The organism is Cystobacter fuscus DSM 2262, from assembly GCF_000335475.2.
Taxonomy (GTDB): Bacteria; Myxococcota; Myxococcia; order Myxococcales; family Myxococcaceae; genus Cystobacter; species Cystobacter fuscus.
This window is the reverse complement of record NZ_ANAH02000013.1, coordinates 207,486-233,845: the sequence shown is the minus strand read 5'-3', so window position 1 is coordinate 233,845 and position 26,360 is coordinate 207,486. Positions and strand designations below refer to the sequence as shown.

23 protein-coding genes are annotated in these 26,360 nt (G+C 68.1%); 14 read left to right on the top strand and 9 right to left on the bottom strand.

Annotation, left to right across the window (positions count from 1 at the left end):
- Positions 1 to 5 precede the first annotated feature (5 nt).
- A complete protein-coding gene (gene astB, locus D187_RS23550) occupies positions 6 to 1,331 on the top strand; it encodes an N-succinylarginine dihydrolase (protein WP_002628133.1) in 1,326 nt (441 codons plus the stop codon).
- A gap of 65 nt (positions 1,332 to 1,396) precedes the next feature.
- The gene (locus D187_RS23545) at positions 1,397 to 1,690 is read left to right on the top strand and encodes a hypothetical protein (protein ID WP_002628131.1); all 294 of its coding nucleotides are present in this window, start codon (positions 1,397 to 1,399) and stop codon (positions 1,688 to 1,690) included.
- A gap of 56 nt (positions 1,691 to 1,746) precedes the next feature.
- On the opposite strand, the gene D187_RS23540 is transcribed toward D187_RS23545, so the two are convergent.
- Both D187_RS23540 and D187_RS23535 read right to left on the bottom strand, forming a co-directional pair.
- Positions 1,747 to 3,045 (bottom strand): UDP-glucose dehydrogenase family protein, encoded by a 1,299-nt coding sequence (locus tag D187_RS23540; RefSeq protein ID WP_002628129.1) that lies wholly within the window; start codon positions 3,043 to 3,045, stop codon positions 1,747 to 1,749.
- Between the two features lie 75 nt (positions 3,046 to 3,120).
- On the bottom strand, positions 3,121 to 4,092 hold the full coding sequence (locus tag D187_RS23535; protein WP_002628127.1) for a nucleotidyltransferase family protein: 972 nt from the start codon (positions 4,090 to 4,092) through the stop codon (positions 3,121 to 3,123).
- An 89-nt stretch (positions 4,093 to 4,181) separates the two neighbouring features.
- Here D187_RS23535 and D187_RS23530 point away from each other — a divergent pair, with 89 nt between their 5' ends.
- Positions 4,182 to 5,480, top strand: coding sequence for a DUF418 domain-containing protein (locus D187_RS23530; protein ID WP_002628125.1), 1,299 nt, complete (start codon positions 4,182 to 4,184; stop codon positions 5,478 to 5,480).
- Position 5,481: 1 nt separating this feature from the next.
- Here D187_RS23530 and D187_RS23525 read toward each other — a convergent pair whose 3' ends face one another.
- Positions 5,482 to 5,697: a hypothetical protein gene (locus D187_RS23525; RefSeq protein WP_002628124.1), complete on the bottom strand. Its 216-nt coding sequence runs from the start codon at positions 5,695 to 5,697 to the stop codon at positions 5,482 to 5,484.
- A 202-nt stretch (positions 5,698 to 5,899) separates the two neighbouring features.
- Here D187_RS23525 and D187_RS23520 point away from each other — a divergent pair, with 202 nt between their 5' ends.
- From D187_RS23520 to mfd, 6 genes are all read left to right on the top strand, one after another.
- Positions 5,900 to 7,252: a bifunctional glycosyltransferase/class I SAM-dependent methyltransferase gene (locus D187_RS23520; RefSeq protein ID WP_002628123.1), complete on the top strand. Its 1,353-nt coding sequence runs from the start codon at positions 5,900 to 5,902 to the stop codon at positions 7,250 to 7,252.
- Positions 7,249 to 7,596 (top strand): P-II family nitrogen regulator, encoded by a 348-nt coding sequence (locus tag D187_RS23515; protein ID WP_002628122.1) that lies wholly within the window; start codon positions 7,249 to 7,251, stop codon positions 7,594 to 7,596. Before D187_RS23520 ends, D187_RS23515 begins: the two co-directional genes overlap by 4 nt.
- Positions 7,593 to 9,182, top strand: a complete 1,590-nt coding sequence (locus D187_RS23510; RefSeq protein WP_002628121.1) for a hypothetical protein — start codon at positions 7,593 to 7,595, stop codon at positions 9,180 to 9,182. Before D187_RS23515 ends, D187_RS23510 begins: the two co-directional genes overlap by 4 nt.
- A 175-nt stretch (positions 9,183 to 9,357) precedes the next feature.
- Positions 9,358 to 9,684: a c-type cytochrome gene (locus D187_RS23505; protein ID WP_002628120.1), complete on the top strand. Its 327-nt coding sequence runs from the start codon at positions 9,358 to 9,360 to the stop codon at positions 9,682 to 9,684.
- 61 nt (positions 9,685 to 9,745) lie between these two features.
- The gene (locus D187_RS23500; RefSeq protein WP_002628119.1) at positions 9,746 to 9,952 is read left to right on the top strand and encodes a hypothetical protein; all 207 of its coding nucleotides are present in this window, start codon (positions 9,746 to 9,748) and stop codon (positions 9,950 to 9,952) included.
- A gap of 114 nt (positions 9,953 to 10,066) precedes the next feature.
- A complete protein-coding gene (gene mfd / locus D187_RS23495) occupies positions 10,067 to 13,648 on the top strand; it encodes a transcription-repair coupling factor (protein WP_002628118.1) in 3,582 nt (1,193 codons plus the stop codon).
- 19 nt (positions 13,649 to 13,667) lie between these two features.
- Here mfd and D187_RS23490 read toward each other — a convergent pair whose 3' ends face one another.
- Together D187_RS23490 and sitI6 are read right to left on the bottom strand one after the other, a co-directional pair.
- Positions 13,668 to 14,111 (bottom strand): ASCH domain-containing protein, encoded by a 444-nt coding sequence (locus D187_RS23490; protein ID WP_155893531.1) that lies wholly within the window; start codon positions 14,109 to 14,111, stop codon positions 13,668 to 13,670.
- Positions 14,112 to 14,759: 648 nt separating this feature from the next.
- Positions 14,760 to 15,473, bottom strand: a complete 714-nt coding sequence (sitI6, locus tag D187_RS23480; RefSeq protein WP_043431267.1) for a SitI6 family double-CXXCG motif immunity protein — start codon at positions 15,471 to 15,473, stop codon at positions 14,760 to 14,762.
- 73 nt (positions 15,474 to 15,546) lie between these two features.
- Between sitI6 and D187_RS23475 the strand changes: the two genes are divergently transcribed.
- From D187_RS23475 to D187_RS58065, 3 genes are all read left to right on the top strand, one after another.
- Positions 15,547 to 16,017, top strand: coding sequence for a hypothetical protein (locus D187_RS23475; protein ID WP_002628114.1), 471 nt, complete (start codon positions 15,547 to 15,549; stop codon positions 16,015 to 16,017).
- A 64-nt stretch (positions 16,018 to 16,081) separates the two neighbouring features.
- A complete protein-coding gene (locus D187_RS58070) occupies positions 16,082 to 16,423 on the top strand; it encodes a methyltransferase domain-containing protein (RefSeq protein WP_245591797.1) in 342 nt (113 codons plus the stop codon).
- A gap of 77 nt (positions 16,424 to 16,500) precedes the next feature.
- A complete protein-coding gene (locus D187_RS58065; protein WP_245591796.1) occupies positions 16,501 to 16,695 on the top strand; it encodes a hypothetical protein in 195 nt (64 codons plus the stop codon).
- Positions 16,696 to 16,785: 90 nt separating this feature from the next.
- On the opposite strand, the gene D187_RS23460 is transcribed toward D187_RS58065, so the two are convergent.
- Positions 16,786 to 17,199 (bottom strand): hypothetical protein, encoded by a 414-nt coding sequence (locus D187_RS23460; protein WP_002628111.1) that lies wholly within the window; start codon positions 17,197 to 17,199, stop codon positions 16,786 to 16,788.
- A 36-nt stretch (positions 17,200 to 17,235) separates the two neighbouring features.
- On the opposite strand from D187_RS23460, the gene D187_RS59570 reads away from it, so the two are divergent.
- A complete protein-coding gene (locus D187_RS59570) occupies positions 17,236 to 17,475 on the top strand; it encodes a M57 family metalloprotease (protein WP_081713822.1) in 240 nt (79 codons plus the stop codon).
- On the opposite strand, the gene D187_RS23455 is transcribed toward D187_RS59570, so the two are convergent.
- Together D187_RS23455 and D187_RS23450 are read right to left on the bottom strand one after the other, a co-directional pair.
- Positions 17,469 to 18,002, bottom strand: a complete 534-nt coding sequence (locus tag D187_RS23455; RefSeq protein WP_043431265.1) for a hypothetical protein — start codon at positions 18,000 to 18,002, stop codon at positions 17,469 to 17,471. The two genes, D187_RS59570 and D187_RS23455, sit on opposite strands and share 7 nt — an antisense overlap.
- Entirely contained in the window at positions 17,999 to 18,985 is a 987-nt protein-coding gene (locus D187_RS23450) for an RNA ligase family protein (RefSeq protein WP_002628109.1), read from the bottom strand. Before D187_RS23450 ends, D187_RS23455 begins: the two co-directional genes overlap by 4 nt.
- Before the next feature lie 572 nt (positions 18,986 to 19,557).
- Here D187_RS23450 and D187_RS23445 point away from each other — a divergent pair.
- Complete coding sequence (locus tag D187_RS23445) at positions 19,558 to 24,834, top strand: trifunctional serine/threonine-protein kinase/ATP-binding protein/sensor histidine kinase (RefSeq protein ID WP_002628108.1); 5,277 nt, start codon at positions 19,558 to 19,560, stop codon at positions 24,832 to 24,834.
- Between the two features lie 111 nt (positions 24,835 to 24,945).
- Here the strand turns inward: D187_RS23445 and D187_RS23440 are convergent, their stop codons facing one another.
- A complete protein-coding gene (locus tag D187_RS23440; RefSeq protein WP_002628107.1) occupies positions 24,946 to 26,319 on the bottom strand; it encodes a serine hydrolase domain-containing protein in 1,374 nt (457 codons plus the stop codon).
- Positions 26,320 to 26,360: the final 41 nt, after the last annotated feature.

Here is a 26,360-nt window from a genome sequence, read left to right as displayed (position 1 = left end):
ACCTCATGCGCGAATACAACTTCGACGGCCTCGTCGGTCCCACCCACAATTACGGCGGTCTCTCGCCCGGCAACCTCGCCTCGGCCCAGCATGGCGGCACGGTGAGCCATCCCCGCGCGGCGGCGCTGCAGGGGTTGGAGAAGATGCGCTTCGTGGCGGGCCTGGGCGTGGGCCAGGCGGTATTGCCCCCCCACCCCCGGCCCTCGCTCAAGACGCTGCGCGCGCTGGGCTTCACCGGCACGGACGAGGAGCTCATCACCCGGGCGGCCCGCGAGGCGGAGCACCTGTTGCGGCTCACCTCCAGCAGCGCCGCCATGTGGACGGCGAACGCGGCCACGGGGGCGCCGAGCGAGGACACCGCGGATGGGCGCATGCACCTCACGGTGGCCAACCTCCAGCAGATGTTCCACCGGGCCCTGGAGGCGGAGACGACGCACGCGGTGCTGCGCGCCATCTTCGCGGACGAGCGCCACTTCGCCGTCCACGCGCCGCTGCCCGGAGGCGGGCACTTCGCGGACGAGGGCGCGGCCAATCACACCCGGCTCGTCACGCCCGGCCACCGCGCCGTGCACCTGCTCGCATGGGGCCGCAGCGCGTGGCGGAGCGACGTGCGCCACCCCACCCGCTTTCCCGCCCGGCAGACGCTGGAGGCCAGCGAGGCGCTGGCGCGGTTGCACCAGCTCGACCCCGCCCAGGTGCTCCTGCCCCAGCAAGCCCCCGAGGGCATCGACGCGGGCGCCTTCCACACGGACGTGCTGGCGGTGGGCAGCGGGGGCTTCCTCATGCTGCACGAGCTGGCCTTCGTGGACGCGCCGGGGCTGCTGCGTACGCTGAGCGAGCGGCTCGGCGAGGGCTTCACCTACGCGCTCGCCACCGAGGACGAGCTGCCCGTGCGCGACGCGGTGAAGGCCTACCCGTTCAACTCCCAGGTGCTCGCGCTGCCGGACGGCTCGCTCGCCATCGTGGCCCCGGAGGAGAGCCGGGAGACGCCCACCACGCGGCGCTTCCTCGAGCGCGTGGTGGCCGGGGACAACCCGGTGAAGGCGGTGCACTACCTGGACGTGCGCCAGTCGATGAACAACGGGGGCGGCCCGGCGTGTCTGCGCCAGCGCGTGTGGCTCACCGACGCCGAGCGCGCCGCGGTGAAGGCCCACGTCTTCTACACGCCAGAGCTGCACGCCTCGCTCGCCGACTGGGTGACGCGGCACTACCGCGAGGAGCTGCGCGCGGAGGACTTGAGGGATCCCCGGCTCGCGCGCGAGACGATGACGGCGCTCGACGAGCTGACGCGGCTGTTGCACCTGGGCCCCGTCTACGACTTCCAGAAGTAGCCCGCCCCGCGCCCGGGTGGCCTCCGCTTGCATCCGGAGCCCCATCTGGCATCTTCGGCCCCCTCATGCGCCGATCCGCCGTCCTCTGTCTGAGCTTCTCCGTTCTGCTCGCCCTCGCCGGTTGCAAGAATCCGTGCCGGGAGCTGTCGGAGCGCTACTGCGACTGCCTCGATGAGTATCAGCGCGCCGACTGCGTCATCGAGGTGGCCAATCGCGAGCGCAACGTCGAGCCGACCGACGCGGAGCTCGCGGCGTGCGAGCAGCGGCTGGAGACCTGCACCATCAAGGCGGACGATCGCGCCAGCTGCGACATCCTCCAGACGGACGAAGGCAAGCAGGCCTGTGGACTGTCCCGCTAGTCTGGCGGGGAGGCGCCGTGGAGTGCGCCTTCCCCGACTGACCGCTCGAGTGAGGGCTAGCGGCGGCCGAGGCCCATGTACGTGAAGCCCAGCTCGCGCATGCGCTCCGGGTCGTAGATGTTGCGGCCGTCGAGGATGACGGGCGTCTTCATCAGCTTCTTCATGCGCTCGAAGTCCGGGTGGCGGAACTCGTTCCACTCGGTGACGACGAAGAGCCCGTCCACGCCCTCCAGGGCCTCGTAGGGCAGCTGGGTGTAGCGGATGCGATCGCCGAAGACGCGGCGCGCGGTGCGCTCGGCCACCGGATCATGCGCCGCCACCCGGGCGCCCTTGGCGAGCAGCCCCTCGATGACCTCGATGGAGGGCGCCTCGCGCATGTCGTCCGTCTTGGGCTTGAAGGCCAGGCCCCACACCGCGAAGGTGCGCCCATCGAGCGAGCCGAAGTGCTTGAGCGCCTTCTGCACGAGCGTGCGCTTCTGCCGCTCGTTGGTGCGCTCCACCGCGCGGAGCAGATCCAGCTCCAGCCCCAGCTCGCGCCCCTTGGCCACCAGCGCCTTCACGTCCTTGGGAAAGCAGCTGCCGCCGTAGCCCACGCCGGGAAAGAGGAACGGATAGCCGATGCGCTTGTCGGCGCCCATGCCCTTGCGCACGAAGTCCACGTCCGCGCCCACCTTCTCGCAGAGCGCGGCCATGTCGTTCATGAAGGAGATGCGCGTGGCGAGCATGGCGTTGGCGGCGTACTTGGTGAGCTCCGCCGAGCGCGTGTCCATGTAGAGGACGGGGTTTTCCGTGCGCACGAACGGCGCGTAGAGCTGGCCCATCACCTTGCGCGCCCGCTCGGACTCGGTGCCGATGACCACCCGGTCCGGCTTGAGGAAGTCGTCCAGCGCGGCGCCCTCCTTGAGGAACTCGGGGTTGGAGACGACGTCGAACTCCACCTGGGTCACCCGGGCGATGGTCTCGCGCACCTTGTCCGCGGTGCCCACCGGCACGGTGCTCTTGTCCACCACCACCGTGTACTGCTGTATGGCCCGGCCGATCTGCTCCGCCGCGGACAGGACGTACTGGAGGTCCGCCTCGCCGCTCTCGCCCTCGGGCGTGCCCACGGCGATGAACACCACCTGCGAGCGCGCCACCGCCGTGGACAGCTCCGTGGTGAAGGACAGGCGTCGCTCCCGCGTGTTCTTGCGGATGAGCTCCTCCAGGCCCGGCTCGTAGATGGGAATCTCGCCTCGCTGCAACTGGGCGATCTTCTCCGCGTTGATGTCCACGCAGATGACGTCGTTACCCGAGTCGGCGAAGCACGTCCCCGCGACGAGTCCCACGTAGCCTGAACCAATGATGGAGATGTGCATGCGCGTCCTTGGCGGGCAAAAGGTCTGCTCCCGCTCTTACGCTGACCGACGCTCCGAGGGAAGGGGGAGTCCCCCTCACTGTCCGGTCAGCAGCCGACGCAAGCGGTCCGACCCCCGCGCATGGCTCATCTTTCCGGGTTCACTGGCGGGAAGGACGACGAGCCGATCGAGCAGCTCCCGGGTCGCCCGGCGCAGGGGCGGGAGAGCAGGCGTGATGAGGGCGGCCGTCTCGGGGAAGAGCCGCGAGACGATGGACAACGAGGAGTAGAGGGCACGCTCCAGCCGCCACGCGCGGGCCCGCTCCAGCAGCGCCGCCACGTCCAGGGGACGCGAGTAGACGCCGCCCATCGACGGCGCCCCCAGCACCAGCTCGCGCAGGTCCACGAAGGACAACCACGGCACCTGGTAGCCCTCGCGCGCATGCTCCAGGCACACGAGCAGCAGCGCGTCCTCCAGGTCCGGACGGAACAACGACGGGCCGTACATCTTCAGGGGACTGGCGCGCTCGAAGACGCCCCGCAGCTCGACCTGGCGCTGGGAGCCGAGCACGTCGGCGTAGAGGAAGATGGGGGTGCGGGTATCCGACAGCACCTTCTGGGCGCCGTGGAGCGGCTCGTCCGGCTCGGGGCGGAACTCGTGCTGGGCGAGGTAGCCGGTGAAGCCCTCCACGTCCATGCGCCGCAGCAGCACCTGGACCTCCAGCACGGGGCGGAAGCCCACATGGGGGTAGAGCGAGTCGGCGAAGGACGCGGCACCGATCAACAGCAACTGGCGGCCCTCGAGCTCGTCCACGCACTGCTTGAAGTTGACGAGCTTCATGACGTTGTCGTTGACCGTGCCCGAGTAGATGCTGAGCAACCGATCCCTCGCCCACTCTGGAGCCCCCGAGTTGGGCAGGCGGTACTCGAGGTTGTAGGACGCCAGCGGCGCCAGTCCCTGGGCGATGGCCCAGTCGACGTATTGCTCCCAGGGCGCCCCGCGCAGCGAGCCCCGAGGTGGATCGAACGAGGAGAGGACGCGGAAGGTGTCGAGGAGACTGATGGCCATGGGAGCGCTTTAGCGACTCCCGCGCCCGGGACGCAATCGGAAGACCACGGCCCCCGCCATCCTCCGAACGATATAGAAACCAGGGGGCCATGAACCCGCCCCCCTCCCCTGCCCTCGCGGACGAGGCCCGGCCCATCGACGCCAGCGAGCGGCTCGTCCTGCTGGACGTGCTGCGCGGCTTCGCGCTGGGTGGAGTCTTCGTGTCCAACGTCTTCGGGTGGTTCACCGGCCGCGCCTTCCTGCCGCGCGCACAGCTCGAGGCCCCCCTGGCGGGGACGCCCTGGTGGGACGTGCTCGCCATCCACGGCATCGCGGCCCTGGTCAACGGCCGGTTCATGACCCTGTTCTCGTTCCTGTTCGGACTGGGCTTCTCCGTGCAGTTGCTCCGGGCCGAGGCGCGCGGGGCCTCCATCGCTCCGCTCTACACGCGGCGGTTGTGTGTGCTGTTCCTCATTGGCGCCGTGCACCTGCTGGGGATCTGGTACGGCGACATCCTCACCACCTACGCCCCCGTGGGCTTGCTGCTGCTGCTGTTCCGAGGACGCTCGGACAAGGAGCTGCTCGTCTGGGCCACCCTGCTCATCCTCGTGATTCCCATCGGGGTGGCCGCCGGCATGCAGTGGCTGTCCGGGCCGGGACCCGCGGCGGGGACGGAGGCGGCCCGGGTGCTGAAGGAACAGGCCGACGCGAACCGGGCCGAGCGACTGGACACCTTCCTGCATGGCAGCTACCCCGACGTGGTGGGCGCCCACGCCCGGTTCTACTTCGGCGAGTTCGTCCGGCGGCTGCCGCCCATGCTGTGTGCCCTCTTCGGCCGGTTCCTGCTGGGCTTCCTCGCCGGACGGCGGCGCCTCTTCCACGACGTGTCCCGGCACCTGCCCTTCTTCCGCGCGCTGCTGCGCTGGAGCCTCGTCGTGGGAGCGCTCGGCACGATCGCCACGCTCGGGGCGCAGTACCTGATCCGCCAGAAGCTGCTGGATGCACAGGGACTGTCCCAGTACTACCTGCGCCCGGTGCGCCAGCTCGCCGAGCTGGGACTGGCCGCCTTCTACGCCTCGGGCCTCGTGCTCCTCTTCCAGCGCGAGAGGTGGCAGCGGCGGCTGCGGGTGCTCGCCCCCGTGGGCCGCATGGCCCTGACGAACTACCTCGCCCAGAGCGTGCTCAGCCTGCTGATGTATTACGGCTTCGGCCTGGGACTGATGGGCCGGGTGGGCCCCGCGGCGAGCATCGCGCTCACCCTGGCCGTCTTCGCGGTGCAGGTGGCCTTCAGCCATGTGTGGCTCGCCCGCTTCCGCTTCGGTCCGGCCGAGTGGCTGTGGCGCTCGCTGACGTACGGCAAGGCCCAGCCCTTCCGCCAGAACAAGGGCGTGGTGGCCCCCAGTTCCTGAGTCAGTCCACGGGAACCGCCGCGGGCAGGGTCCACTCGAAGTCCCGGGCCTGGAAGCTCACCCACGGGCGCGCGCCCGCGAGGCCGAGCGAGGCCAGGGGACTGTCCTGGGGGATGGACCACTCGGCCCCTCGGAGCAGCCGGGGCGAGAACCGGAAGATCGTGCCGGGCGGAGCTTGGAGGCGCTGGGCGGGCACCCACCAGAGGGAGGCATACATCTGTCCGCGGAGCCACCAGGGGGCGGGTGGAAAGTCATTCGACACCGGGTCCACCTTCGATTCGAAAGGGGAGAAGGCCGCAACCTGGCGCCCCGCCCTCACGGGACAAGCCGCCGTGAGACCGGGCGGCCTCGGATGTCGCCTTTCCGAAGAGTGCGTCCCCTCCCACGCGGAAGCCCGGGGTTGTGATAGGCACGAAGCCGTGAGCCCCTCCGTATCGATCGTCATCCCCTATACCCCCCTGTCCGCTCCGGCCGCGTCGCGCTTCGCGCGGGCGCTCGCCCAGCGGAACGAGACCGAGGTCATCCTCGTGGGAGACGGTCCCCTGGACGCGCCTTCCTCCCCCAACGTACAGGTCATCCCGGGCGTGGCCGGCAAGGGCGTGGCCATCCGGACGGCGTTGGACCGGGTCAAGGGCGGCATCACGGTGCTCCAGGACGCGGATGGGGCCTACTCGCTGGAGTCCTGCGAGGCGCTGTGCCGTCCCATCCAGGAGGATCGGGCGGACGCGGTGTTCGGCAACCGCGCGGGCACGGGGCTCGGCGCGAGCGTGCTGGCGGACCGGGCGTTGGGCCAGATCACCCGCTTCGTCACCGACGTGACGCTCACGGATCCCCTCTGTGGCCAGCGCGCCTTCCGCACCGAGGCGCTCAAGTCCGTGGCGCTCACCAGCGACGACGACGCGGTGGACGCGGAGATCGTGGTGAAGCTGGCGGCGCAGCTCTACCGGCTGGCGGAGGTGCCGGTGGGGTTGGACACGCCGCCGCACCAGCCCCTGGCGTCCCAGTGGTCGCGGCTGCGCACGCTCGTGCGCTACGCCACGGTGCGCGACGACGCGGACAACCAGCACGAGGGCTACACCACGCTCGAGCGCATGGACGGCGCCAACAACTACAACGCGTGGCTCGGCCAGCGATTCCGCGAGCACCTGGGCCGGCGCGTGTTGGAGATCGGCGCGGGCATCGGCACCATCACCGAGAAGCTGGAGCCGGGGCTGGAGCTGCTCATCGCGCTCGAGGTGGACCGCTTCTACGTGGACCGGCTGAAGAACAAGTTCCGGGGCCGCCCCCATGTCCGGCCCTACCTGTCGGACGTGGCGCTGGCCGACTGGGAGTCCTTGAAGGCCGAGCGGCTGGACACCATCGTGCTGTCCAACGTGCTGGAGCACATCCCCGACGACGCCTCGGCGGTGCGCCGCTTCCGGCAGATCCTCCCGCCCGGGGGACGCGTGGTGGTGCTCGTGCCGGCGCTGCCGCGGCTCTTTGGCAGCATCGACGAGGCCGTGGGCCACCACCGCCGCTACACGAAGGAGGGGCTGCTCCAGGTGCTGGAGGGCAACGGCTTCGAGGTGGAGACGTTGGAGTGGATGAACCTGGTGGGTGTTCCCGGCTGGTTCATGAACAGCCGGGTGATGCGTCGTCGTTCGGTGCCCAAGTTGCAGCTCAAGGTCTATGATCGGCTCGCCCCACTGTTCGCCAAGGCGGAGAGCCGGGTGACGCTGCCCGTGGGAATGAGCCTCTTCGCCGTGGCGCGGGCCACGGGAGGTGCGCAATGAAGAAGATCGAAGCCATCATCAAGCCGTTCAAACTCGACGACGTGAAGGACGCGCTGCACGAGGTGGGAGTGCGAGGCCTCACCGCGATGGAGGTGAAGGGGTTCGGCCGGCAGAAGGGCCACACGGAGCTCTACAAGGGCGCCGAGTACGTGGTGGACTTCCTGCCCAAGGTGAAGGTGGAAGTGGTGGTGGACGACGACCTGGCCGAGCGCGTGGTGGACGCCATCGTGCGCGCGGCGCGCTCCGGCACGGAAGGGAAGATCGGCGACGGGAAGATCTTCGTCATCCCCGTGGACGAGGCCGTGCGCATCCGCACGGGGGAACGCGGCAGCGACGCGCTGTGAGCGTCCCGTCCCGAGCAGTCCTGGCGGCGCTGGTGGCGCTGTACGTGCTGCTCTTCCCGTACCACCCCGGCCTGCGCTCGCCCAACGAGCTGTGCCGGTTGTGGCAGACACGCGCCCTGGTGGAGTACGGCACGCTCGACATCAACCGGGCGCTGCGTGACTTCGGCTACGTGGGGGACCTGTCGGTGAAGGACGGGAAGTACTACCCGTCCAAGGCGCCGCTGCTGTCCTTCGCCGCGGTGCCCGTCTACGGCGTGCTGCGCGCGGCGGGCGGCGGCACGCTCCGTTCCGTGGGCGAGGTGCCCCTCGTCTTCTTCAGCCGGCTCGTGCTCACGGTGCTGCCCACGCTGCTCTTGCTGGGACTCGTGCGCCGCTTCCTCGGGGCCTACGTGTCCGCTGGAGTGGCCGACGCGGTGACGATCACCTACGGGCTGGGCTCGCTGGCGTTCAGCTACTCGCTGCTCTTCATGAGCCATCAGACGACCGCGGTGCTGCTCTTCGGCGGCTTCTACGCGCTGTGGCGGGTGGCGCGCGACGAGTGGAAGCCGTGGGGCTACCTCGTGGCGGGAGCCTGCGCGGGCGCCACGCTGGCCGCCGAGTACACCGGGGGCCTGGGCGTGCTGGGCCTGGTGCTGTACGCCGCGCTGAGCGTGTTCTGGCGCGAGGAGCCCTCCCGGGCCCGCGCGCGCCGGTTGCTCCAGGGCACCGGACTCGCCGTGCTCGGGGCCCTGCCCTTCGTGGCGGGGTTGATGCTCTACCACCAGGCGGCCTTCGGGCACCCGCTCGAGACGGGGTACAAGCACCTCAACGACGCGGCCTACCAGCCCTGGCACCTGGGGGGCTTCCTCGGCATCCGCTACCCGGATCCGCGCGCCTTCGCCCTCTCCTTCTTCTCCCCGCTCCGGGGCCTGTTCACCCTCTCGCCCTTCCTGCTGCTCGCGCTGCCCGGACTGGGCGTGCTCGCACGCGAGGCGCGCACCCGCCCGGAGATGCGGGCGCACCTGGGGCTCACGGTGGCGCTGCTGCTCGGCTACACCTACTTCACCTCGTCCTTCTCCTATGACTCCTGGGGCTGGACGACGGGCCCCCGCCACCTGACGGGACTCGTGCCCTTCCTCCTGCTGCCCGTGGGCCTGCTGCTGGAGCACGCACGGAGCGCGCGACGGAGGGCCTGGGCAGGCGTCGCCGCCGCGCTGTGCACCACCTCCATCGTGTTCACGGGACTGGCCACCTTCGTCAACTACGTCCCGGACGACGTCTCCAACGTGGTGCTCGGGCTGGCCGTGCCGCTGCTCCGGGCCGGCTACGTGCCCCCGAACGTGCTGAACCTGCTCGGCCTGCCCAACCCGGTGGCGGGCCTCGCCCTGGGGCTCGTGCTGCTCGGCGTGGCGCTCTGGGTCTTCGTTCGTCTGGCCTCGGCCGGGGAGCGGCCCGGACGTGCTCCTCTCCTGGCTGGGCTGGCGGCCTTCGCCGTGCTGCTCGGCATCCAGGCCGTCACCGTGCGGCATGACGCCCATGACCAGGGCGCGGTGAACCTCCTGGAGCAGGTGTGGCTCGTTCCCCCGGGCCGGACGCTGTTGTTTTGACCCTCCGTGAACCTCCGCGCGGGGGGAGCGGGGAAGCCTCCGCCCGACTGGCACGCCGCCTCGACGGCCACCCAGGGAAACCCGGGAAGCGGGTGGGATTCTCCCTGGCCATCTCTGGCCCGATGAGTTGACATCCACACATCGCGCCGGGCCGACGCCCGACTGGAGGTCCCACATGAAGTTCCGGTTCGCCCTGTTGATGCTCTCCCTCGCGGCCACCGCCGCCCAGGCCCAGGAAGACACCGTCGCCGAGACGTGGACGGCCAAGTGCAAGTCCTGCCATGGCCCGGACGGCAAGGGGCAGACCCAGATGGGCAAGAAGGAGGCCATCCAGGACCTGTCCCTGCCCTCCTGGCAGAAGTCCTGGACGGACGCGCGGATCCGCGAGGTCATCGCCGAGGGCTCTCGCGACAACAAGAAGATGAAGGCCTACAAGGACAAGCTGACCCCTCAACAGATCGACGCCCTCGTGGCGTACGTCCGCGGGTTCCAGAAGGGCTGAGCCGCCCGGGGCTGAATATACCCAGGAAGCCCGGCGTCCCCGCCGGGCAGGAGGCAGTTCCATGCGCACCCTGACCTTTGCCCTCGTCTCCCTGCTCGCCCTGACCTTCGCCTCGCGGTTGTCCGACCGCCCGACGGCCCACCCGGACCCGGAGGGCACCCAGCCCACGGGGACCTCGCTGTCCAAGGGGGGCAGTGGGGGTGGGAAGGACGGCGGCAGCGGCGGGGGGGACGACGATGACGAGGACTTCACGGTGGTACACGCGTAGCCAACCGGGCGCCTGGGCCCCCGGATGACCTGCATCCGTCGCTTCCCGCGCTCTTCCGTTGACCCCCTGGGGTCCGGCTCCTAATTACCGGAACACGCCTCGTGGCGTCTCCGGATGGACACTCCTTTTACCCAGAAGCTCGATGCGGAGGGCCTCCGCGCGCCTCCAGTGGCCGGTGACCCCGTGGCGCGCGTCGTGGAGCTGCTGCGCCCCGGCCAGCGCGTCCGCACCCAGGGACTGCAGGGGGCGGGACGGGGCTATGCGCTCGCCCGGCTGCTGCGCACCCTGAAGGCCCCCCTGGTGTGCATCGCCCCCGATGAGGAGGCCGCGGACGCCCTCGCCCACGATCTCGCCTTCTTCCTGGGCGGCCCGGGCACGCCCCGCGAGCCGCGTGTCCTGCGGATGCCCGCGGACGAAGTCCTCCCCTACGACGAGCTCTCCCCGGACGCGGACGTCGTCGCGGACCGGCTCGGCGCGCTCTTCCACCTCAACCAGGGCACCCGCGCACCCGCGCTCGTGCTGTCCCTGCGCGGACTCTTGCGCAAGGTGCTGCCGCCCCAGGTGATGAAGGAGCTGTCCGAGCGGCTGAGCGTGGGCCAGGACTTCGACCGCGACGAGCTCGCGCGCAAGCTCGCCCACATGGGCTACCAGTCCAGCCCCCTCGTCGAGGACCTGGGCACGTTCTCCGTGCGCGGCGGCATCATCGACGTCTTCAGCCCGCTCTACGACAAGCCCGTCCGCATCGAGTTCTTCGGCGACACCATCGAGTCCATCCGCGTCTTCGATCCGGAGACCCAGCGCACGGTGGATCCGCTCAAGGAGATCATCCTCCTGCCCGCGCGCGAGGTCATCTTCTCCGAGAAGACGCGCGTGCACGCCGAGGCGGCCGCGCGCGCCGTGGCCGATCGCATCAACCTGCCCACCTCGAAGCTGCGCGAGCAGCTCGATGCCCTCCACGAGGGACTGCCCGGCTTCGGGCTCGAGGCGCTGCTGCCCGGCTTCTTCCCGGGAGGACTCGGCACCGTCTTCGACTACCTGGCGCAGTGGAGCGCGGAGCCGCTCTTCTACCTGGATGATCCGCTGAGCCTCGAGCGCGCCGCCGAGGACTTGTGGGCCGACATCACGCGCTCGGCCCAGGCCGCCCACGAGCGGCAGGATCTCGCCCTGCCGCCCGAGCAACACTTCCTCACCCGGGAGCAGGCCGAGCAGCGGCTGCGCGCCTTCCGGGTGATGGAGGGTGGAGGCCTGTCGCTCTCCCAGGGCGAGGCCCCCGTGCACTTCTCGTACGGCACGACCCAGGACGTGCGCGAGGCCATCCTCGCCCACCACGGAGAGGAAGGCGCGCTCACCCCGCTCATCGAGCGGCTCCAGCGCTGGCGCGACAGCCACATCGCCTGCGCCGTGGCGTGTGGCACCCTGAGCCAGGCGGACCGGCTCAAGCGACTGCTGCTCGACCGCAACGTCATGGTGCGCGTGCACACCGAGCCGCTCGCGGACGCCGCCCGGCTCTACGAGCCCGCCATCTCCGCCCACCTCTTCGCGCTCGAGGTGAGCCACGGCTTCGTGGACCCGAGCCCCGGGGGCTTCGCGCTGCTGTCGGACGAGGAGATCTTCGGCGCCCGCTCGCGCCGCCGCGCGCGGCGCTCCAAGAGCCTGGATGCCTTCGCCGCGGGCTTCAAGGATCTCAAGGAAGGCGATCTCATCGTCCACACCGACTTCGGCATCGGCCGCTACCAGGGCCTGACGAAGATGCAGGTGAACAACGTGCCCGGGGACTTCCTCGTCCTCGAGTATGCGGGCAAGGACAAGATCTACCTGCCGGTGGGCCGCATGCGGCTCATCCAGAAGTTCACCGGGGGAGATCCCTCCCAGGTGACGCTGGACAAGCTGGGCACGACGTCCTGGGAGAAGACGAAGAAGAAGGTCAAGGAACAGCTGCTCAAGATGGCGGCGGATCTGCTCAACATCGCGGCGGCGCGGCGCGCGCACCCGGGACACGCCTTCTCGCCGCCGGACCGCTACTTCGCCCAGTTCGAGGCGGACTTCGAGTTCGAGGAGACGCCGGACCAGGCCAAGGCCATCGAGGACGTGCTGGCGGACATGCAGAAGAGCGAGCCGATGGACCGGCTCGTGTGCGGCGACGTGGGCTACGGCAAGACGGAGGTGGCGATGCGCGCCGCCTTCAAGGCCACGCTGGATCGCAAGCAGGTGGCGGTGCTCGTGCCCACCACGGTGCTGGCCCAGCAGCACTACCTGTCGTTCAAGAAGCGCTTCAAGGACTACCCCGTCACGGTGGAGGTCATCTCCGGCCTGAAGAAGGCGCCCGAGGTGCGTGAGCTGCTCAAGCGCGCCAAGGAGGGCAAGGTGGACATCCTCATCGGCACGCACAAGCTGCTGGGCGGGGAGGTGGCGTTCAAGGATCTGGGGCTCTTGGTGGTGGACGAGGAGCAGCGCTTCGGGGTGAAGCACAAGGAGCAGATCAAGCGGCTGCGCTCGCAGGTGGACGTGCTGACGCTGTCGGCCACGCCCATTCCGCGCACGCTGCACATGGCCATGTCGGGCGTGCGCGAGATGAGCATCATCGCCACACCGCCGCAGGACCGGCGCGCCATCCGCACCTTCGTGATGAAGTACGACCCGACCACCATCAAGGAGGCCATCGAGCGGGAGCTGGCCCGCGGCGGCCAGGTCTTCTTCGTGCACAACCGGGTGGAGTCGCTGCCCGCCACGGAGAAGCAGCTGCGCGAGCTGATGCCCCAGCTCACCATTGGCGTGGCGCACGGGCAGATGGGCGAGGGGCAACTGGAGAAGGTGATGCTCGACTTCACCGAGAAGCGCTACCAGGTGCTCCTGTGCACGAGCATCATCGAGAGCGGCATCGACATCTCCAACGCCAACACGATGATCGTGGACCGGGCGGACACGTTTGGCCTCGCGCAGCTCTACCAGTTGCGAGGACGCGTGGGCCGCTCGCGCGAGCGCGCGTATGCGTACCTGCTGGTGCCCTCGCGCCGAACGGTGAGCAAGGACGCGCAGCGGCGGCTGGAGGTGCTGCAGCGCTTCACCGAGCTGGGCGCGGGCTTCTCCATCGCCAGCCATGACCTGGAGATCCGCGGCGCGGGCAACCTGCTGGGCGCGGCGCAGTCGGGCTCCATCTCGGCCATTGGCTTCGACATGTACGCGCAGCTGCTCGAGGAGGCGGTGGCCGAGGTGCGGGGTGAGCCGCCCCAGGTGCGCATCGAGCCCGAGGTGACGCTGCCCATCGCGGCGCTCATCCCCGACGACTACGTCCCGGACGTGCACCAGCGGCTGGTGTTCTACAAGCGCTTCAGCCAGGCGGGCACGCCGGACGAGGTGCAAGACCTGCGCTCGGAGCTGGTGGACCGATTCGGCGAGGCACCGGACGAGGTGGACAACCTCTGCGAGCAGGCGCTGGTGAAGATCGACATGCGCGAGCTGCGCGTGCGCGGGCTGGAAGGTGGACCGGGCCGGCTGTCTGTCATTCTCGGCGGAGACGCGCTGCTGGATGGCGCGAAGCTGCTGGCGCTGGTGCAGCGATCCAAGGGCTACTACCGGCTGACTCCGGACATGAAGCTGCTGGTGAAGCTCGGCGCCGAGGTGAAGGGCCCCGCGCTCATCGCCGAGGCCAAGAAGGTGATGCGCGACCTCTTCACCTGCGCCCAGCCCCAGCATTAAGGCCATGCACGAGGAACTGTCAGGCCGCGCGGAGGAGTTTTCGCAGGGTCCCGTTGGGAACGAGCGCAGTGAACGGCTCCGGGCAGTACATGTAGCTCTGTGGCGGCGTGAATCCAGGCCGGACCCGCCGCAGCTCGTCGAGGGAAATGGGCGGAAGCGTCACCGTTCGTCCGATGGCGATCGCCACCGCACGGTCCGTGTTGCGGAAATACTCGGTGTAGTCCTCTTCCTGGATGCCGAGGACGGACCGATGCTGCTTCCAGAGCGTAGCCACCGGCATCTCGAATTCCTCCTGGACGAGGAACGCGCCCGTGAGAGCCTGGGTGGGCGATGACGTGTAGATCACCACGACATCTCCCGGATTGGTCCCCATCCTCCGCTTTCGAAGCTCGAACCTCTTCTCTCCAGAGAGAATGAGTTCGGAGTACTGGGGTCTGATGGAGAGTAAGAAATAGCGTCTCACGCGAGTTTATCCTTCTCCACCATCCTACGCTCCGGGACTGACGCCAGTTTTTGGATGGCGTGGTATCGCGGTTGAATTGGAACGACGTGTGTTTGTGCTCCGTCTTCCTTCAGGAGGCGGGATCCGTACCCGCGGTGGAAGGCCATGGGAGCCAATCATGCGACTCCAGTCGTCGAGACAGCCGTAGAGGCGTGATTGCACAGTTCATTGCTGGATGAGTGCCAAGTTGTTGATCTCCCTCGAAATCTGGCTCATCAGGCTACTTGGTGGCTTGGAAATGCCCGAGGCAGCTTCCTGGTTGACAGGAACTTTCATCCTGCGTCCTGTCCGGTCCCACCATCCACATTCTGATCGAATGGGACACCTCCATCCAAACGCGAGCTGGTGAAGTCATCGAAGAGAGGAGACGGCACCGGGCTCCGCTTGAGGATCTCGGGCTGGATATGAGAGTACTGCGTGCTCAACGCTCGCGCTCCCAACACGGACGAGCCCTGGCTTCGAGCCTCGGCATCCGCCTCCACCACCAGTCCCCGCACCGCACGCCACCTTTCCTCTTGCCTCAGTCCTTTCCAGAACCAATGAGGTTGCGGATGCTGACAGTGCTTTCGTCGGCCTGTTTGCGGCGAGCCATGGCCCGAACAGTCTACCTCAGCGAACGGGCAACTCGCGGAAGTCGACCTCCTCAAAATCAAGGCGCCTGACCGTGTCCACGAAGCGCTCGGTGGCGATGAAGATGGTCTCGAAGTCGCTCAGCCGGAACACATCAGTGTGAGCCGGAAGCGACGCTGCATCCAGAATGGGATCCTCCGGGAAGGCGAAATCGTCCCAGTCACACTTGGAGCACCTGGGGGGCCGCTCCGGCGTGCAGTCCGGGTGTAGCCCGCCATGAGGGGGAATCTCCAACTCCAGCAGCTCGGGGGGATTCCCCTGACGGAAGCGCAACTCCGTTCGGAATCCTCGTAGGCCCCGCACTCCCGCGTCCCGCAGCCGATCCAGTGCCTCGGGATGCACCAATGGCATCTCGGCGTAGTAGAAGAATAGCGGGCTGAAGGTGCCAGTGGCAGTGCCCACCAGTGGGCCGAATTTCGTTCCAGGGAGCAACGGGCTCTCGGGAGGCACGAGGGGCCGCACCCGCTCACGTAGCCGCGTGAACTCGTCGAAGGGCTCCGGTCTGGGCGCCTCGTACTCGCCGCGCTCGGGAAGGGCGGACATGTCCACGCCCGGGTACGCGGTGAAGCCCCCGGCCCAGGTGGCTTTACATTCAGGGCAGCGAAGCCCGGGAAGGGCCCACTTGTGCGTAGCGCTGAGGTGACCTGTGTACCTTGATTGTTTTGGCGCTCGGAGCCGGTAGAACTTCGTCATCTCGTCACCTCACCTAGCCTCCATGGAGGTATGACACGATGGGGCCCGTCAGTTCAAAGCGATGGAGAGAGCAATGAGCGGCGGACAAGAGTGGCGGGGCAACTGGGCGGTCCGCCTGTTCGAGCGGGTCCGCGAGCGTGGCTACGATTCGCTCACCGCCTTCGCTGATGCGCGCCCCACCGCCTCGCTGGCGACACTGGCCAAGGAGCTTGGCGAGGACGACGTCGCCGGAGTGCAGGTGCTGCGCGGGCTGCTCGCCGAGGCGGAGCGGAGCAAGCAGGTCACTCGCTTTGTGCGAGATGTATTCGTGCGCCTGTGGTCCCAGAGCGTCCCGGACGGTTGGCCCGCAGTGCTGGACGACGCCAACCGATTCAAGGTGGCCAAGGCTCTCGGCTCGTGGTTTGCCGACACCCCAGAAACCCATAGGGACCGAGCCGACAAGGCCAGCGATGCGCTCCTCGCCACACCACCGCAGCCTGGCTGGCGCCCGCTCGGCCCCGACGACGAGTTGCTGCGCACGCTCTTGCCCGATGAGGAAGCTTGAAACCTATTCTTTGGCCAACAACAACCAGACCCGGCTGCACGTTTCCCAGACCGGTGAAAAAGACATGACCACCCAGAGACCACCGCAGCAGTCCTGGTGGGCCGAGCGCCTCACCACCATCCGCCGGTACGACGAGATGGAGTCCCGCCTCACGGCGTCCGTCAGCGAGCGGATGCTCGATCTCGCCAGCATTCGGCCGGGCATGAGGGTGCTCGATGTGGCTTCGGGGATGGGTGAGCCTTCCCTGCGCGCCGCGCACCGGGTGGGCCCCTCCGGCTTCGTGCTGGGAACGGACCTGTCCGACGGCATGCTGGAGGTCGCACGGGAGAAGGCACGCGCCCAGGCCCTCTCCAACATCGAGTTTCGTACCGCTTCTCCAACCCCGAACTCCTGCGCCCGCTGTTGACGCGCACCGGGTTCGTCATGGAGCACGTCGAGTCCATGCATGTGCCCGTGATGGAAGCCGAGGATGAGGCAGGAGTCGTGCGATGGATTCGCGAGCTGGGGGGCCCCGTGGCGAAGCTCGTGGAGCAACTGCCACCGGAGACGCAACGGGCGTGGGAGGAGGAGGTTGCCCGCGAATGCCAGCCCCATCGGACGGAGGGGAAGGTCCTGCTCGGCGGAGTGACCTGGCTCGTCGTGGCGAAGAGGCAATTGCTTCTTGATACCCATGCCTGAACAGCCTACGAAACCCAGGTCTACGGCGACTGAGCTGAAGTCCGCCTGATTCGGAGCCCGACTGTCGCCATGACAGTCGGGCTCTTCATTTCAGCCGCGCAGGGTGAGCAGGCCCACCAGGGAGACGAGGAAGTAGGGCACCAGGCCCGCGGCGCCCGCGTAGTCCTTGGCCATGCGCTGGCCGAAGAAGAGGGCCACGAAGGAGAGCCCCGAGAGGGCCGCGCCCCACATGGCCACCCGTGTGCCACCGGACAGCACCAGGAACACGACCCCGGCCGCGCTCACCCCGCCGGCGGCCAGCTCCAGCACCGTGAGGGTGGCCAGCATCAGCGGCACCACGCCACGCAGGGGGCTCTTGGAGAAGTGTCCGGTGAGCCACCCCAGGTTTCCCTTCCAGTCGATGACCTTGTCGAGGCCGGACTGGAGGAAGGTGATGGCCAGGAAGAGCGCACACAGGACCTGGACGAGCCAGAGGGGGAAGAGGTTCGAGTCGAAAGACGGCATGGGCACGTACTCTAACCCCGGCTTGAGACACTGGAAGTGCATTCACACCATGCATGGTGTATCCTCCTCGTCACCGGTGGCGTGTACGTGGGGCTCGACGCGCACGTGACCCTCGAGGCGTCCCGCGAGATGCTCCAGCCCGGCAGGGGAAGCGCGGAGCAGGACCGGACGACCGAGCCACCGGGTGCTGCGGTTGTTGGAAGCAAGCCTCACGAGGTTCCACGGCGTCTTCGCTCCAGGCGCGCAACCGCGGCCATTGCCTCCCCGTCTCAATAATGGTTCTTGCTCTGCCCCACGGCGCTGGACGTCGGCATGAACCGTAGGATCTGCCCCAGGAAAGCGCCGAGGAGTTCCTGCAGCTCGTTTTTGACTCGCGCGATCTTCTCGTCGAGCACTCGCCGTTCCGTATGGCTCGACTCCTTCAGCAAGAGCTTGGCCGCATCGGGGTCGAAGCTGTTGAGTCTGAGTTGTTCCAGCGTCTCTTCCAGTCTGCGAATGACCTGGGCGCGATGCTGTGTCTTGGCACCAGAACTCGAGAGCAGGGTATCTAGTTGGCTCCAGGCAATACGCAGATCGCGGACCGTCTCTCCGAAGAGCTGCGAGTTCTCATCCGCCGCGTGATTGCCCTTGTTCACGACGAGGTTGAAGCCACCCTCGCGCTCAATGCAATGCAGGCCGTGCTGAAACTCGCGCAAGGCGGAGAGAAGCACCAGGTTCGTCGGCTCATCCAAGCCCAGCTTGGTCAAGCCATGATTGAAGAGGTGATCCCCTCGTTTGTACCCTCCCTTCAACGTATTGCTCATCGTTCCCCCTGCCGTCGGTTGGTGCTGGGTACCTCTTGAAGAAGCGGAAGAGCACACTGGCGGATGCGTGCCTCCAATTGCTCTTCCTGCACGGTGTCGAGCGATCGATACGCGAGGGGGAACGCCAACTCCAGGTCCACGCGGACGTCCAGCATCACCTCGTCGAGCAGGTTGTTCCTGTCTCCCCAGCCCCATTTCGACACCGCGCTAGCGATGCGCGCCGGGTTGATCAAGCGCTCGGCCCAGAGGGTCAACTCCGCCAGGGAGAGCCGCCGCTGGGGATCCCAGGCCTCGCTCTCATCGAAGCGAGCTTCGTTGAACTCCTCGATCTTCCGTTTGAAGGCGGTGCGTTGGGCCCACGGCAGGCGCTGATCACTCTTGATGACGAGGCCCTCGGCCACGTTGCCCTGGATGGCGGGAAGCCCCAGCAGGGAGGGGATGCGGGTCTGCATGCGGGTTGGCACGCCACCCATCTCCGAGCGGGTCCCCCGGCGAACCACGGGAGGCGGCACCCAGCCCTCGTGCCGGGCGAGTTCCTCCACCTCCGAGTGGGCGAGCAATACCCCCTCGTCTTCCTCCGAGCGGGCCACGAGGATATCGAAGGGGGACCAGCGCAGGTCCGGCGCATACCAGATGCCTGTCTGAACAGGAGACAGCCCGGGCACCACCGGCACTTCTGGGTGCGGGTAATGGCCCCCGAAGAGTTCGCCATAGAGGTACACCGTCCCCCCCGGCTCGCACACCTTCGAGGCAAGGGATCGCGCGCCCGCGCTCAGCTGCACCCGCAGCAACTGCCAGCCGAAGAACGGATCCTCCTCGGCGAGCCATGCCTTGCGCTTGCCGAAAGAGACCTCCGCGCCGTGCACCGCGAGCACGAGCTGGGCACCATGGATCTTCTCCAGTGCGACCCAGGTTCCCCCCGGCACGGGTTGCTCTCGTACTTCACCTGCGGAGGGCATCTTGGCGTAGGGACGGAAGCGCATGGCGGGCCGTGATCATACCCGAAGTGAAATCGTCGTCACGTCCTCCCCCAGATCAGGTACGTCCTCCCAACATGGAAGAGACGTTGTTGTTCTGATTTCATCAGATGGACCATCGAAGGCACCGCGGAGCACCTGGCCATCAGGCCGCGGCGTCCCTCCTGGGAGGGAGGCCTGGGCAGGCGGGTGCACCCTGGGGGCTCCACGCAGCGAGCACCAGCCTGGCGCACAGTTCTTGGGCTCCCGTCAGCGGCCTTCCTCTGCCTCTCTGCTCCAACCCCAACGAGATGAAAGCCCTTCAAAGCCTTTCTTGAGGGGCTTCGCACGAAGCGCGAGGCGTCCCATGGGTGTGGAGGCAGGCGTCAGGTCTTGGCGGACGTGAAGAACGCGGCAGGGGGGCGAGCGATTGTGGAGCACCTGGGATTGCCCGCGGCAGGTGCGAGCCTGGCTCTGGCGCGAAGGCCACCTCAGGCCGCGGGGTGTTGAGGCTCAGCTCCCTCTGACTCCGGCTGAGCGTCCTCACCTTGCCTCAGGTGACGAAATGGCGGCGGGCCGCCTAGCCTTCTCGTTCACGAATGTTGCCAACGATTCCGAACTACTCGCTCCTGGAGGTGCTCCACCAGGGGGCGAAGCACACGCTGTTTCGGGCCTCGCGCCAGGCGGACGGACGTCCGGTCGTCATCAAGATGCCAGAGATGGCGCACGTGGACTCGCGAGGGATCGCGCGGCTGGAGCGCGAGTTCGGGCTGATCCGAAAGTGTCAGGGCTCGCCTCATGTCGTGGAGGCCCTGGAGCTGCTGCGGTTGCCGAGTACCGCGGCCCTGGTCCTGGAGGACTTCCAGGGTCACTCGCTCAATCGGCTGCTCTCCGGCCCGATCGAGCTCCGCTCCTTCCTGCGGCTCGCGATCTCGATGGCCTCCGCCCTCGCCGATGTCCACCGCCGCGAGGTCGTTCACCTCGATATCAAGCCGGCCAACGTCATCGTGAACGATGCGACAGGCGTGGTGAAGATCGCGGACTTCGGAATCGCGTCGGCGCTCCCCCTCGAGCATCCGTCCTTCCGCCCCGCGAGCACGGTAGAGGGGACTTTCGCGTACCTGTCGCCCGAGCAGACAGGCCGGATGAACCGCGTGGTCGATCACCGCTCGGACCTGTACTCGCTGGGCATCACGTTCTACGAGATGCTGGCGGGAGTGCCTCCGTTCTCGGCGGAGGACGTGCTCGGGTGGTTCCACTGCCATCTGGCGGTGGTTCCCCGGCCGGTGAGCGAGTTGAACCCGAGCGTGCCGGTGGTCCTCTCGCGGCTCGTGGCCCGGCTGATGGCGAAGGCCCCCGAGGATCGGTATCAGAGCGCGGAGGGACTGAAGGCGGATCTGGAGCAGTGCGCCGCGCGCTGGGACTCGGGTGCGGCGCTCGATCCATTCCCGCTCGGCTCCGAGGATGCGTTGGATGGGTTTCGCATCCCCGAGAAGCTCTACGGCCGTGAGGACGACGTGTCGGCGCTCCTCGGCGCGTTCGATCGGGGCGTCCAAGCGGGACGCTGCGCGCTGGCGCTCATCTCGGGGTACTCGGGCGTCGGCAAGTCGTCGCTGGTGAGAGAGGTCTTCGGGCCGCTGGTGCGCGAGCGCGGCTTGTTCGCGTCCGGCAAGTTCGATCAGCTCAACACCGGGGGTCCCTACTCCACCCTGGTGTCCGCCCTCCGGCAGTGCCTCCAGCAGATCCTGGCCGAAGGGGAAGCGGAGATCACCACATGGAAGGAGCGCATCCAGCGAGCGCTCGGCGTGAACGGCCAGCTCGTGGTCGACATGCTCCCCCAGCTCGAACTCATCATCGGAAAGCAGGCTCCGGTGGAGGAGCTGGGCCCGGCCGAGTCGCTGAACCGGCTCCACGAGGTCTTCACCCGCTTCTTCGGCGCGCTCAGCCCCGACAAGCGACCGCTCGTCCTGTTCCTCGATGACCTCCAGTGGGTGGATCCGGCAACCCTCGCCCTCCTCCAGTACGTCATCCCCGCCCCGGAGGCAGGCTGCCTGTTCGTGATTGGCGCCTACCGCGACAATGAGGTGCCCCCCTCCCATCCGCTGATGGTGGCGCTCGACTCGCTGCGCCGGGGGGTGGTCCCCATCTCCTCGATCGTGCTCTCGCCGCTGGGGCGCGAGCACACCCAGCGCCTGCTCGCGGATGCGCTGCACACCGACGAGGCGCGGGTGCTGCCGCTCGCTCACCTGCTCCTCGAGAAGACCGGAGGCAACCCGTTCTTCCTCACCCAGTTCCTCAGCACCCTCCACCGGGAGAAGCTCCTCCAGTTCGACGCGGCGGCGCGCGAGTGGCGCTGGGAGCTCGCGCGGATCCAGGCCCAGGGCTTCACCGACAACGTGGTCGATCTGATGGTCGCGAAGCTGAGGGAGCTGCCCTCCCCCACCCAGGACGCACTCGAGGTCGCCGCATGCATCGGCAACACCTTCGATGCCGCGGACGTCTCCGAACTGGTGCGGAGCCCCCTCGAGGAGCTCGAAGCGAGGCTCTTCGGAGCCATCAAGGAGCGGCTGATCCTTCGCTCCGAGCACGGGTACAGGTTCCTGCATGATCGCATCCAGCAGGCCGCCTATCTCCTCACCCCAGAGGCTCAGCGCATCGCGCTGCACCTGCGGATCGGACGGATGCTGCGCGCACGCCGGCCGTCGGCGGTGTTCGAGCTCGTCAACCACCTCAACCTCGCGGCGGCGCTGATCGACGACGGAGACGAGACGCTCGAGTTGGCGCGGCTCAACCTGGCGGCAGGCAAGAGCGCGATCCGGTCGGCGGCCCATGCGGCTGCGTTGAGCTACCTTGCCACCGGTTGTGACCTCGTGGGCCCGAACGGGTGGGAGTCCCACCATGAGCTGACCTACGAGCTCACCTTCCAGCGGGCGCAGTGCGAGCTCATCAGCGGGCAGCTTGGGGCGGCGGAGGCGAGGATCACCACCCTCATCACGCGCGTCCGCACCCGGGCGGAGCAAGCAGACGTGCACCGCTTGAAGGTGGACCTCCACGGGACCCGAGGCGAGTTCCCCCAGGCCGTCGAGGCGGCGCTCTCCTGTGCGCGGCGGTTCGGGCTCGAGCTGCCCCCGCGGCCCAACCCCGAAGAACTCAGAGCCACGGTGCAGGCCCTCTGGGAGGAGCTGGAGCAACGCAAGCTCGAGTCACTCCTGGATCTGGCGCCGATGACGGACCCGGACCAGAGGGCGCTCCTGGCGCTCTTCGCGGCCGTCCTGCCACCTGCGTACTTCATCAACCCGGATCTGCACGATCTGCTCGCCTGCCAGATGGTCGGTGCCAGCCTCCGTTACGGAAACGCGGACGTCTCCGTCATGGGCTACGCCGTCTTCGGGCAGGCCATGGGCCATGTCCTCAAGAAGTGGCGCGAGGCGGTCCGCCTCGGCGCGCTCGCGGTCGACCTGATGGACAGACGAGGCATCATCGGGAGCAGGGCGAAGGTGTGCCTCGTCATCGGTGGCTTCATCAACCACCGGATCCAGCACCTCCGGGAGGTGCTTCCGCTGTTCCGGGAGAGCTGGTCCGCCGCACGCCAGACCGGTGAACTCACCTTCGCCTCCTATTCCGTCATGAACCTCGTGGTGTTCCGGTTCATGATGGGAGACCACCTCGAAGACGTCTCCTCCGAGGCCGAGACCTCCCTGGACTTCCTCCACCGCACGAGAAACGACGCGGTGTGGTTGGCCATCGCGGATCTCCACGCGGTGGTGGAGTGTCTGCAGCAGAGAACAGAGGCCCCACCGGTTGCGCCGGACAGCGTGACCGGGCTGCGCGCCGTCCCCTTCATTGCGTTCATGTTCTACAGGTACCGGCTGCTCTGCGCGCTCATCTACGGAGACGCTCGGGGTGCCGTGGAGATGGCCCTGAAGGGCAGAGCGTTTCTCTTCGCCTACGCCGGCCAGGTGGGAGTCGCGGAGTACCACTATCACGCGGCGCTCGCGCTGGCCCGTCACTACGACGCGGTCACGCCCGCGGAGCAGCAGGACTACCTCCGCCAGCTCGAGGCCGACCATGCGGTGCTCCAGGAGTGGGCGGAGACAGGCCCCGCGAACTTTGGCCATGCGTACGCGCTCATCTCCGCGGAGCTCGCCCGGCTCCGGGGGAACACCGAAGAGGCGATGCGGCGGTATGAAGAGGCCATCTCCCGGGCTCGCCAGAATGGCTTCACCCAGTGCGAGGCGCTCGCGTACGAGGTGGCGTCGGAGTTCTATCGAGCCCGTGGAGTCGAGACCGTCGCCGACACGTACCTGCGCGAGGCCCGGCGCGCCTGGCTGCAATGGGGTGCGCACGGCAAGGTGAAGCGGCTCGACATGAGGTACCCGCACCTGCTCAGGTCCGGAAACACCACCACCGGCACGAGCGCGACCACGGACGAGGCGTTCAACGTGATGACGGTGGTGAAGGCGCAGCAGGCGATCTCCAAGGAGATCGTCCTCGCGGGCCTGTTGAAGACGTTGATGCGCATCCTCCTCGAGAGCGCGGGGGCGGAGCGGGGGTATCTCCTCCTGACCCGTGACGACACCCTGTTCATCGAAGCGGGGGCGGAGGTCGATCGCGAGGAGATCAAGGTCGACGCCGAGCCGGTGCCGCTCGAGGCGTCGGCCCGCCTGCCCCACTCCATCGTGCACTACGTCAGACGCTCGCTCGAGAGTCTCATCCTCGAGGACGCGGGGACCGACGACAGGTTCGCCTCGGACGAGTACGTGGTCCGGGCGAAGCCCCGGTCGATCCTGTGCATGCCGGTGATGGGCCAGGCGAAGCTGGTGGGCGTCCTCTACGTCGAGAACAGGCTGGCCGCGGGCGTGTTCACCCCGAGCCGGCTCGCGGTCCTCGAGGTTCTGGCGTCGCAGGCCTCGATCTCGCTGGCGAACGCGCGGCTCTATGCCAGCGTGCAGCAGGCCAAGGAGGCGCTGCGGCGCTCGCACGACGAACTCGAGCAGCGCGTCGAGGAGCGGGCGCGCGAGCTCCGGCGCGCCCAGGCGGAGCTCCTGGACACCGCGCGGCGCGCTGGAAAGGCCGAGATCGCCGCGGAGGTACTGCACCACGCGGGGAACATCCTCAACAGCATCAACACCTCGGCGGGAATCGTGGCCTCCAAGCTGCGGCAGTTCCGCGTGCCGAAGCTGGCGCAGACCGCGGCGCTCCTGCAGGCGCACCAGCAGGACCTCGGGGAGTTCCTGGAGAAGGACACGGCTGGCAGAGGGCTGCCCGCCTACCTCTCCAAGCTGGCGGCGACGATGCAGCAGGATCTGGAGTTCACGCGAGGCGAGGTGGGCGCGATGGTGGCGAGCGTGGAGTACCTCAACGAGGTGGTGCGGACACAGCAGGCCTACGTCGGGATCTCGGAGGCCCCGGAATGGGTCCACCTGGAGGATCTGCTGGACGACGCCCTGCGGATGAACACCCCCGTCCTGGAGCCGCTGCGGGTGCGGATCATCAAGGAGTACCAGGCACTGCCGGCCCTGCTCCTCCAGCGGAGCAAGGTGGTGCAGATCCTGACCCACCTCATCAGCAACGCCGCCAGTGCGCTGAGTGGGAGCGGGCAGGAGGAGAAGTGGCTCCGGCTCAAGCTCGAGAAAAGTGGCGAGCAGCTGCTGCGGATCTCCGTGGAAGACAACGGGGTGGGGATTGCGCCGGAGAACCTGGAGATGCTCTTCCGCGCCGGCTTCACCACCAAGGAGGAAGGGCACGGCTTCGGCCTGCACGGCAGCATCCTCACGGCGAAGGCCCTGGGCGGTTCCATCCTGGCGAAGAGTGAGGGACGAGGCCGGGGCGCCGTGTTCACCCTGGAGCTGCCACTGGTGAGCGCCAGGGCCTGACGCGGGCCGCCCTACCTCGGACCGGCGGCGTGCTTCCGCTCCTCTTCCTTGAAGAAGGCTCACACCCCTGTCGCCCCCTCCTTATATTTATATGCGCCCTGGCCTCCAGGCCTACGGCTTCGACTCCGCGGGCTCACGGAGGAAGACCTGTGGCGAGCCCCCATCCGACAGACGCGTGACGGCGACGGCCCGTCCGGCCTCCAGGGTGAAGCGCAGGTGCAGGTCGGAGTTGTCCGGGAAGAAGAACTCCGTCGGGGACAGGGGCTGGATGAGGCCCGGCGGCCCCTCCCCGAGCACGCTGTAGAGGTGACCGTCCCGCAGACGAATCGTGCGCACGGCGTCCCCGCTGCGATAGCGCCCGACGAGCGCCTGGAGCACCTCCACGGAAACCACCGAGGGCGTGGGCTCCGTCAGGGGTTGCCCGATGGCCAGCGCCGCGAGGCGTTTGGCCAGGAACTCCGGTGACACCTCCCCCTCCTCCCCGTTCATCAGCACGACCACGGCGACCCTGGACCGGGGCAGCGCCGCGACCTGCACGTGATAGCCCGGGTTGTCTCCGCTGTGGTGGATGTAGGGCTGCCCGTGCAGCTCGCCAATGCGCATGCCCAGGCCGTAGCGGGTGTCCTGCCCATCCTTCAGGTGGAACGGCGTCGTCATGACCTGGAGGCTCGCGGGCGAGAGGACCTTGCCGCCATGGAGGGCCAGGGTCCAGGCCGCCAGGTCATCCGCGTTGGAGACCAGGCCTCCCGCGGGGCTCGGACTCACGACGGGAGCAGGCCTGGGCCCACTCGAATAGGGAGAGGCCAGCCCTGGGACCAGCTCGCCATGAGTGGGAAATGCGGTGCGCGTCAGGCCGAGCGGCTGGAGGAAGTGCTCCTTCAAGAAGGTCTCGTAGGGCTGGCCGGAAAGCCGCTCCACCAGGAGCCCGAGAAGGATGTAGCCGGAGTTGTTGTAGGCGAAGCGCGTCCCGGGCTCGAATTCGAGCGGCCAGCCCTCCAGCCTCGCGAGGAGCCCAGCGGGTGTCACCGGCTCCTCCATGCGGAAGTCCGGCGCGCGGGAGTACTCCCGGAGCCCCGAGGTATGGGTGAGGAGATGCTCGACGGTGATGGCAGCCCAACCCGCCGGAAGCTCGGGGAGGTAGCGGCGGAGGGGAGCCTTCAGGTCCACCCTGCCCTCCTCCACCAGCTCGAGCACGGCCGCGGCGGTGAACTGCTTGGTGGTGGAGGCAATGCGAAACACCGTATCTGGTTTGACGGGGACGCCCAGCTCCACGCTGGCCAATCCGTAGGCCTTCCGGAACAGCGTCCTGCCCTCCTTCACCGCCAACACCACGGCACCCGGTTGGTCCGCCCGGAACTTCCCCGCCAGCAGCGCGTCCATCGCGGCGGCGGGAGCGCTTCGCGGAGTCTTCCGCACCTCCGCGGACCGGGCGCGCACGGGGGTGACGAGTGCGAGCAGCAACAGGACGGAGAAGAGGGTTCGCATTGGAGGTGTCAATTCCTTCGCGCCGCGCGCCGTGAGTCACC

What these genes read in the sequence shown, in the direction of transcription:
- astB (WP_002628133.1), top strand. Translation starts at nt 6, where the DNA reads ATGCGCGAATACAACTTCGACGGCCTCGTCGGTCCCACCCACAATTAC.
- D187_RS23545 (WP_002628131.1), top strand. Translation starts at nt 1,397, where the DNA reads ATGCGCCGATCCGCCGTCCTCTGTCTGAGCTTCTCCGTTCTGCTCGCC.
- D187_RS23540 (WP_002628129.1), bottom strand. Translation starts at nt 3,045, where the DNA reads ATGCACATCTCCATCATTGGTTCAGGCTACGTGGGACTCGTCGCGGGG.
- D187_RS23535 (WP_002628127.1), bottom strand. Translation starts at nt 4,092, where the DNA reads ATGGCCATCAGTCTCCTCGACACCTTCCGCGTCCTCTCCTCGTTCGAT.
- D187_RS23530 (WP_002628125.1), top strand. Translation starts at nt 4,182, where the DNA reads ATGAACCCGCCCCCCTCCCCTGCCCTCGCGGACGAGGCCCGGCCCATC.
- D187_RS23525 (WP_002628124.1), bottom strand. Translation starts at nt 5,697, where the DNA reads ATGTATGCCTCCCTCTGGTGGGTGCCCGCCCAGCGCCTCCAAGCTCCG.
- D187_RS23515 (WP_002628122.1), top strand. Translation starts at nt 7,249, where the DNA reads ATGAAGAAGATCGAAGCCATCATCAAGCCGTTCAAACTCGACGACGTG.
- D187_RS23505 (WP_002628120.1), top strand. Translation starts at nt 9,358, where the DNA reads ATGAAGTTCCGGTTCGCCCTGTTGATGCTCTCCCTCGCGGCCACCGCC.
- D187_RS23500 (WP_002628119.1), top strand. Translation starts at nt 9,746, where the DNA reads ATGCGCACCCTGACCTTTGCCCTCGTCTCCCTGCTCGCCCTGACCTTC.
- mfd (WP_002628118.1), top strand. Translation starts at nt 10,067, where the DNA reads ATGGACACTCCTTTTACCCAGAAGCTCGATGCGGAGGGCCTCCGCGCG.
- sitI6 (WP_043431267.1), bottom strand. Translation starts at nt 15,473, where the DNA reads ATGACGAAGTTCTACCGGCTCCGAGCGCCAAAACAATCAAGGTACACA.
- D187_RS23475 (WP_002628114.1), top strand. Translation starts at nt 15,547, where the DNA reads ATGAGCGGCGGACAAGAGTGGCGGGGCAACTGGGCGGTCCGCCTGTTC.
- D187_RS58070 (WP_245591797.1), top strand. Translation starts at nt 16,082, where the DNA reads ATGACCACCCAGAGACCACCGCAGCAGTCCTGGTGGGCCGAGCGCCTC.
- D187_RS23460 (WP_002628111.1), bottom strand. Translation starts at nt 17,199, where the DNA reads ATGCCGTCTTTCGACTCGAACCTCTTCCCCCTCTGGCTCGTCCAGGTC.
- D187_RS23455 (WP_043431265.1), bottom strand. Translation starts at nt 18,002, where the DNA reads ATGAGCAATACGTTGAAGGGAGGGTACAAACGAGGGGATCACCTCTTC.
- D187_RS23450 (WP_002628109.1), bottom strand. Translation starts at nt 18,985, where the DNA reads ATGCGCTTCCGTCCCTACGCCAAGATGCCCTCCGCAGGTGAAGTACGA.
- D187_RS23445 (WP_002628108.1), top strand. Translation starts at nt 19,558, where the DNA reads ATGTTGCCAACGATTCCGAACTACTCGCTCCTGGAGGTGCTCCACCAG.
- D187_RS23440 (WP_002628107.1), bottom strand. Translation starts at nt 26,319, where the DNA reads ATGCGAACCCTCTTCTCCGTCCTGTTGCTGCTCGCACTCGTCACCCCC.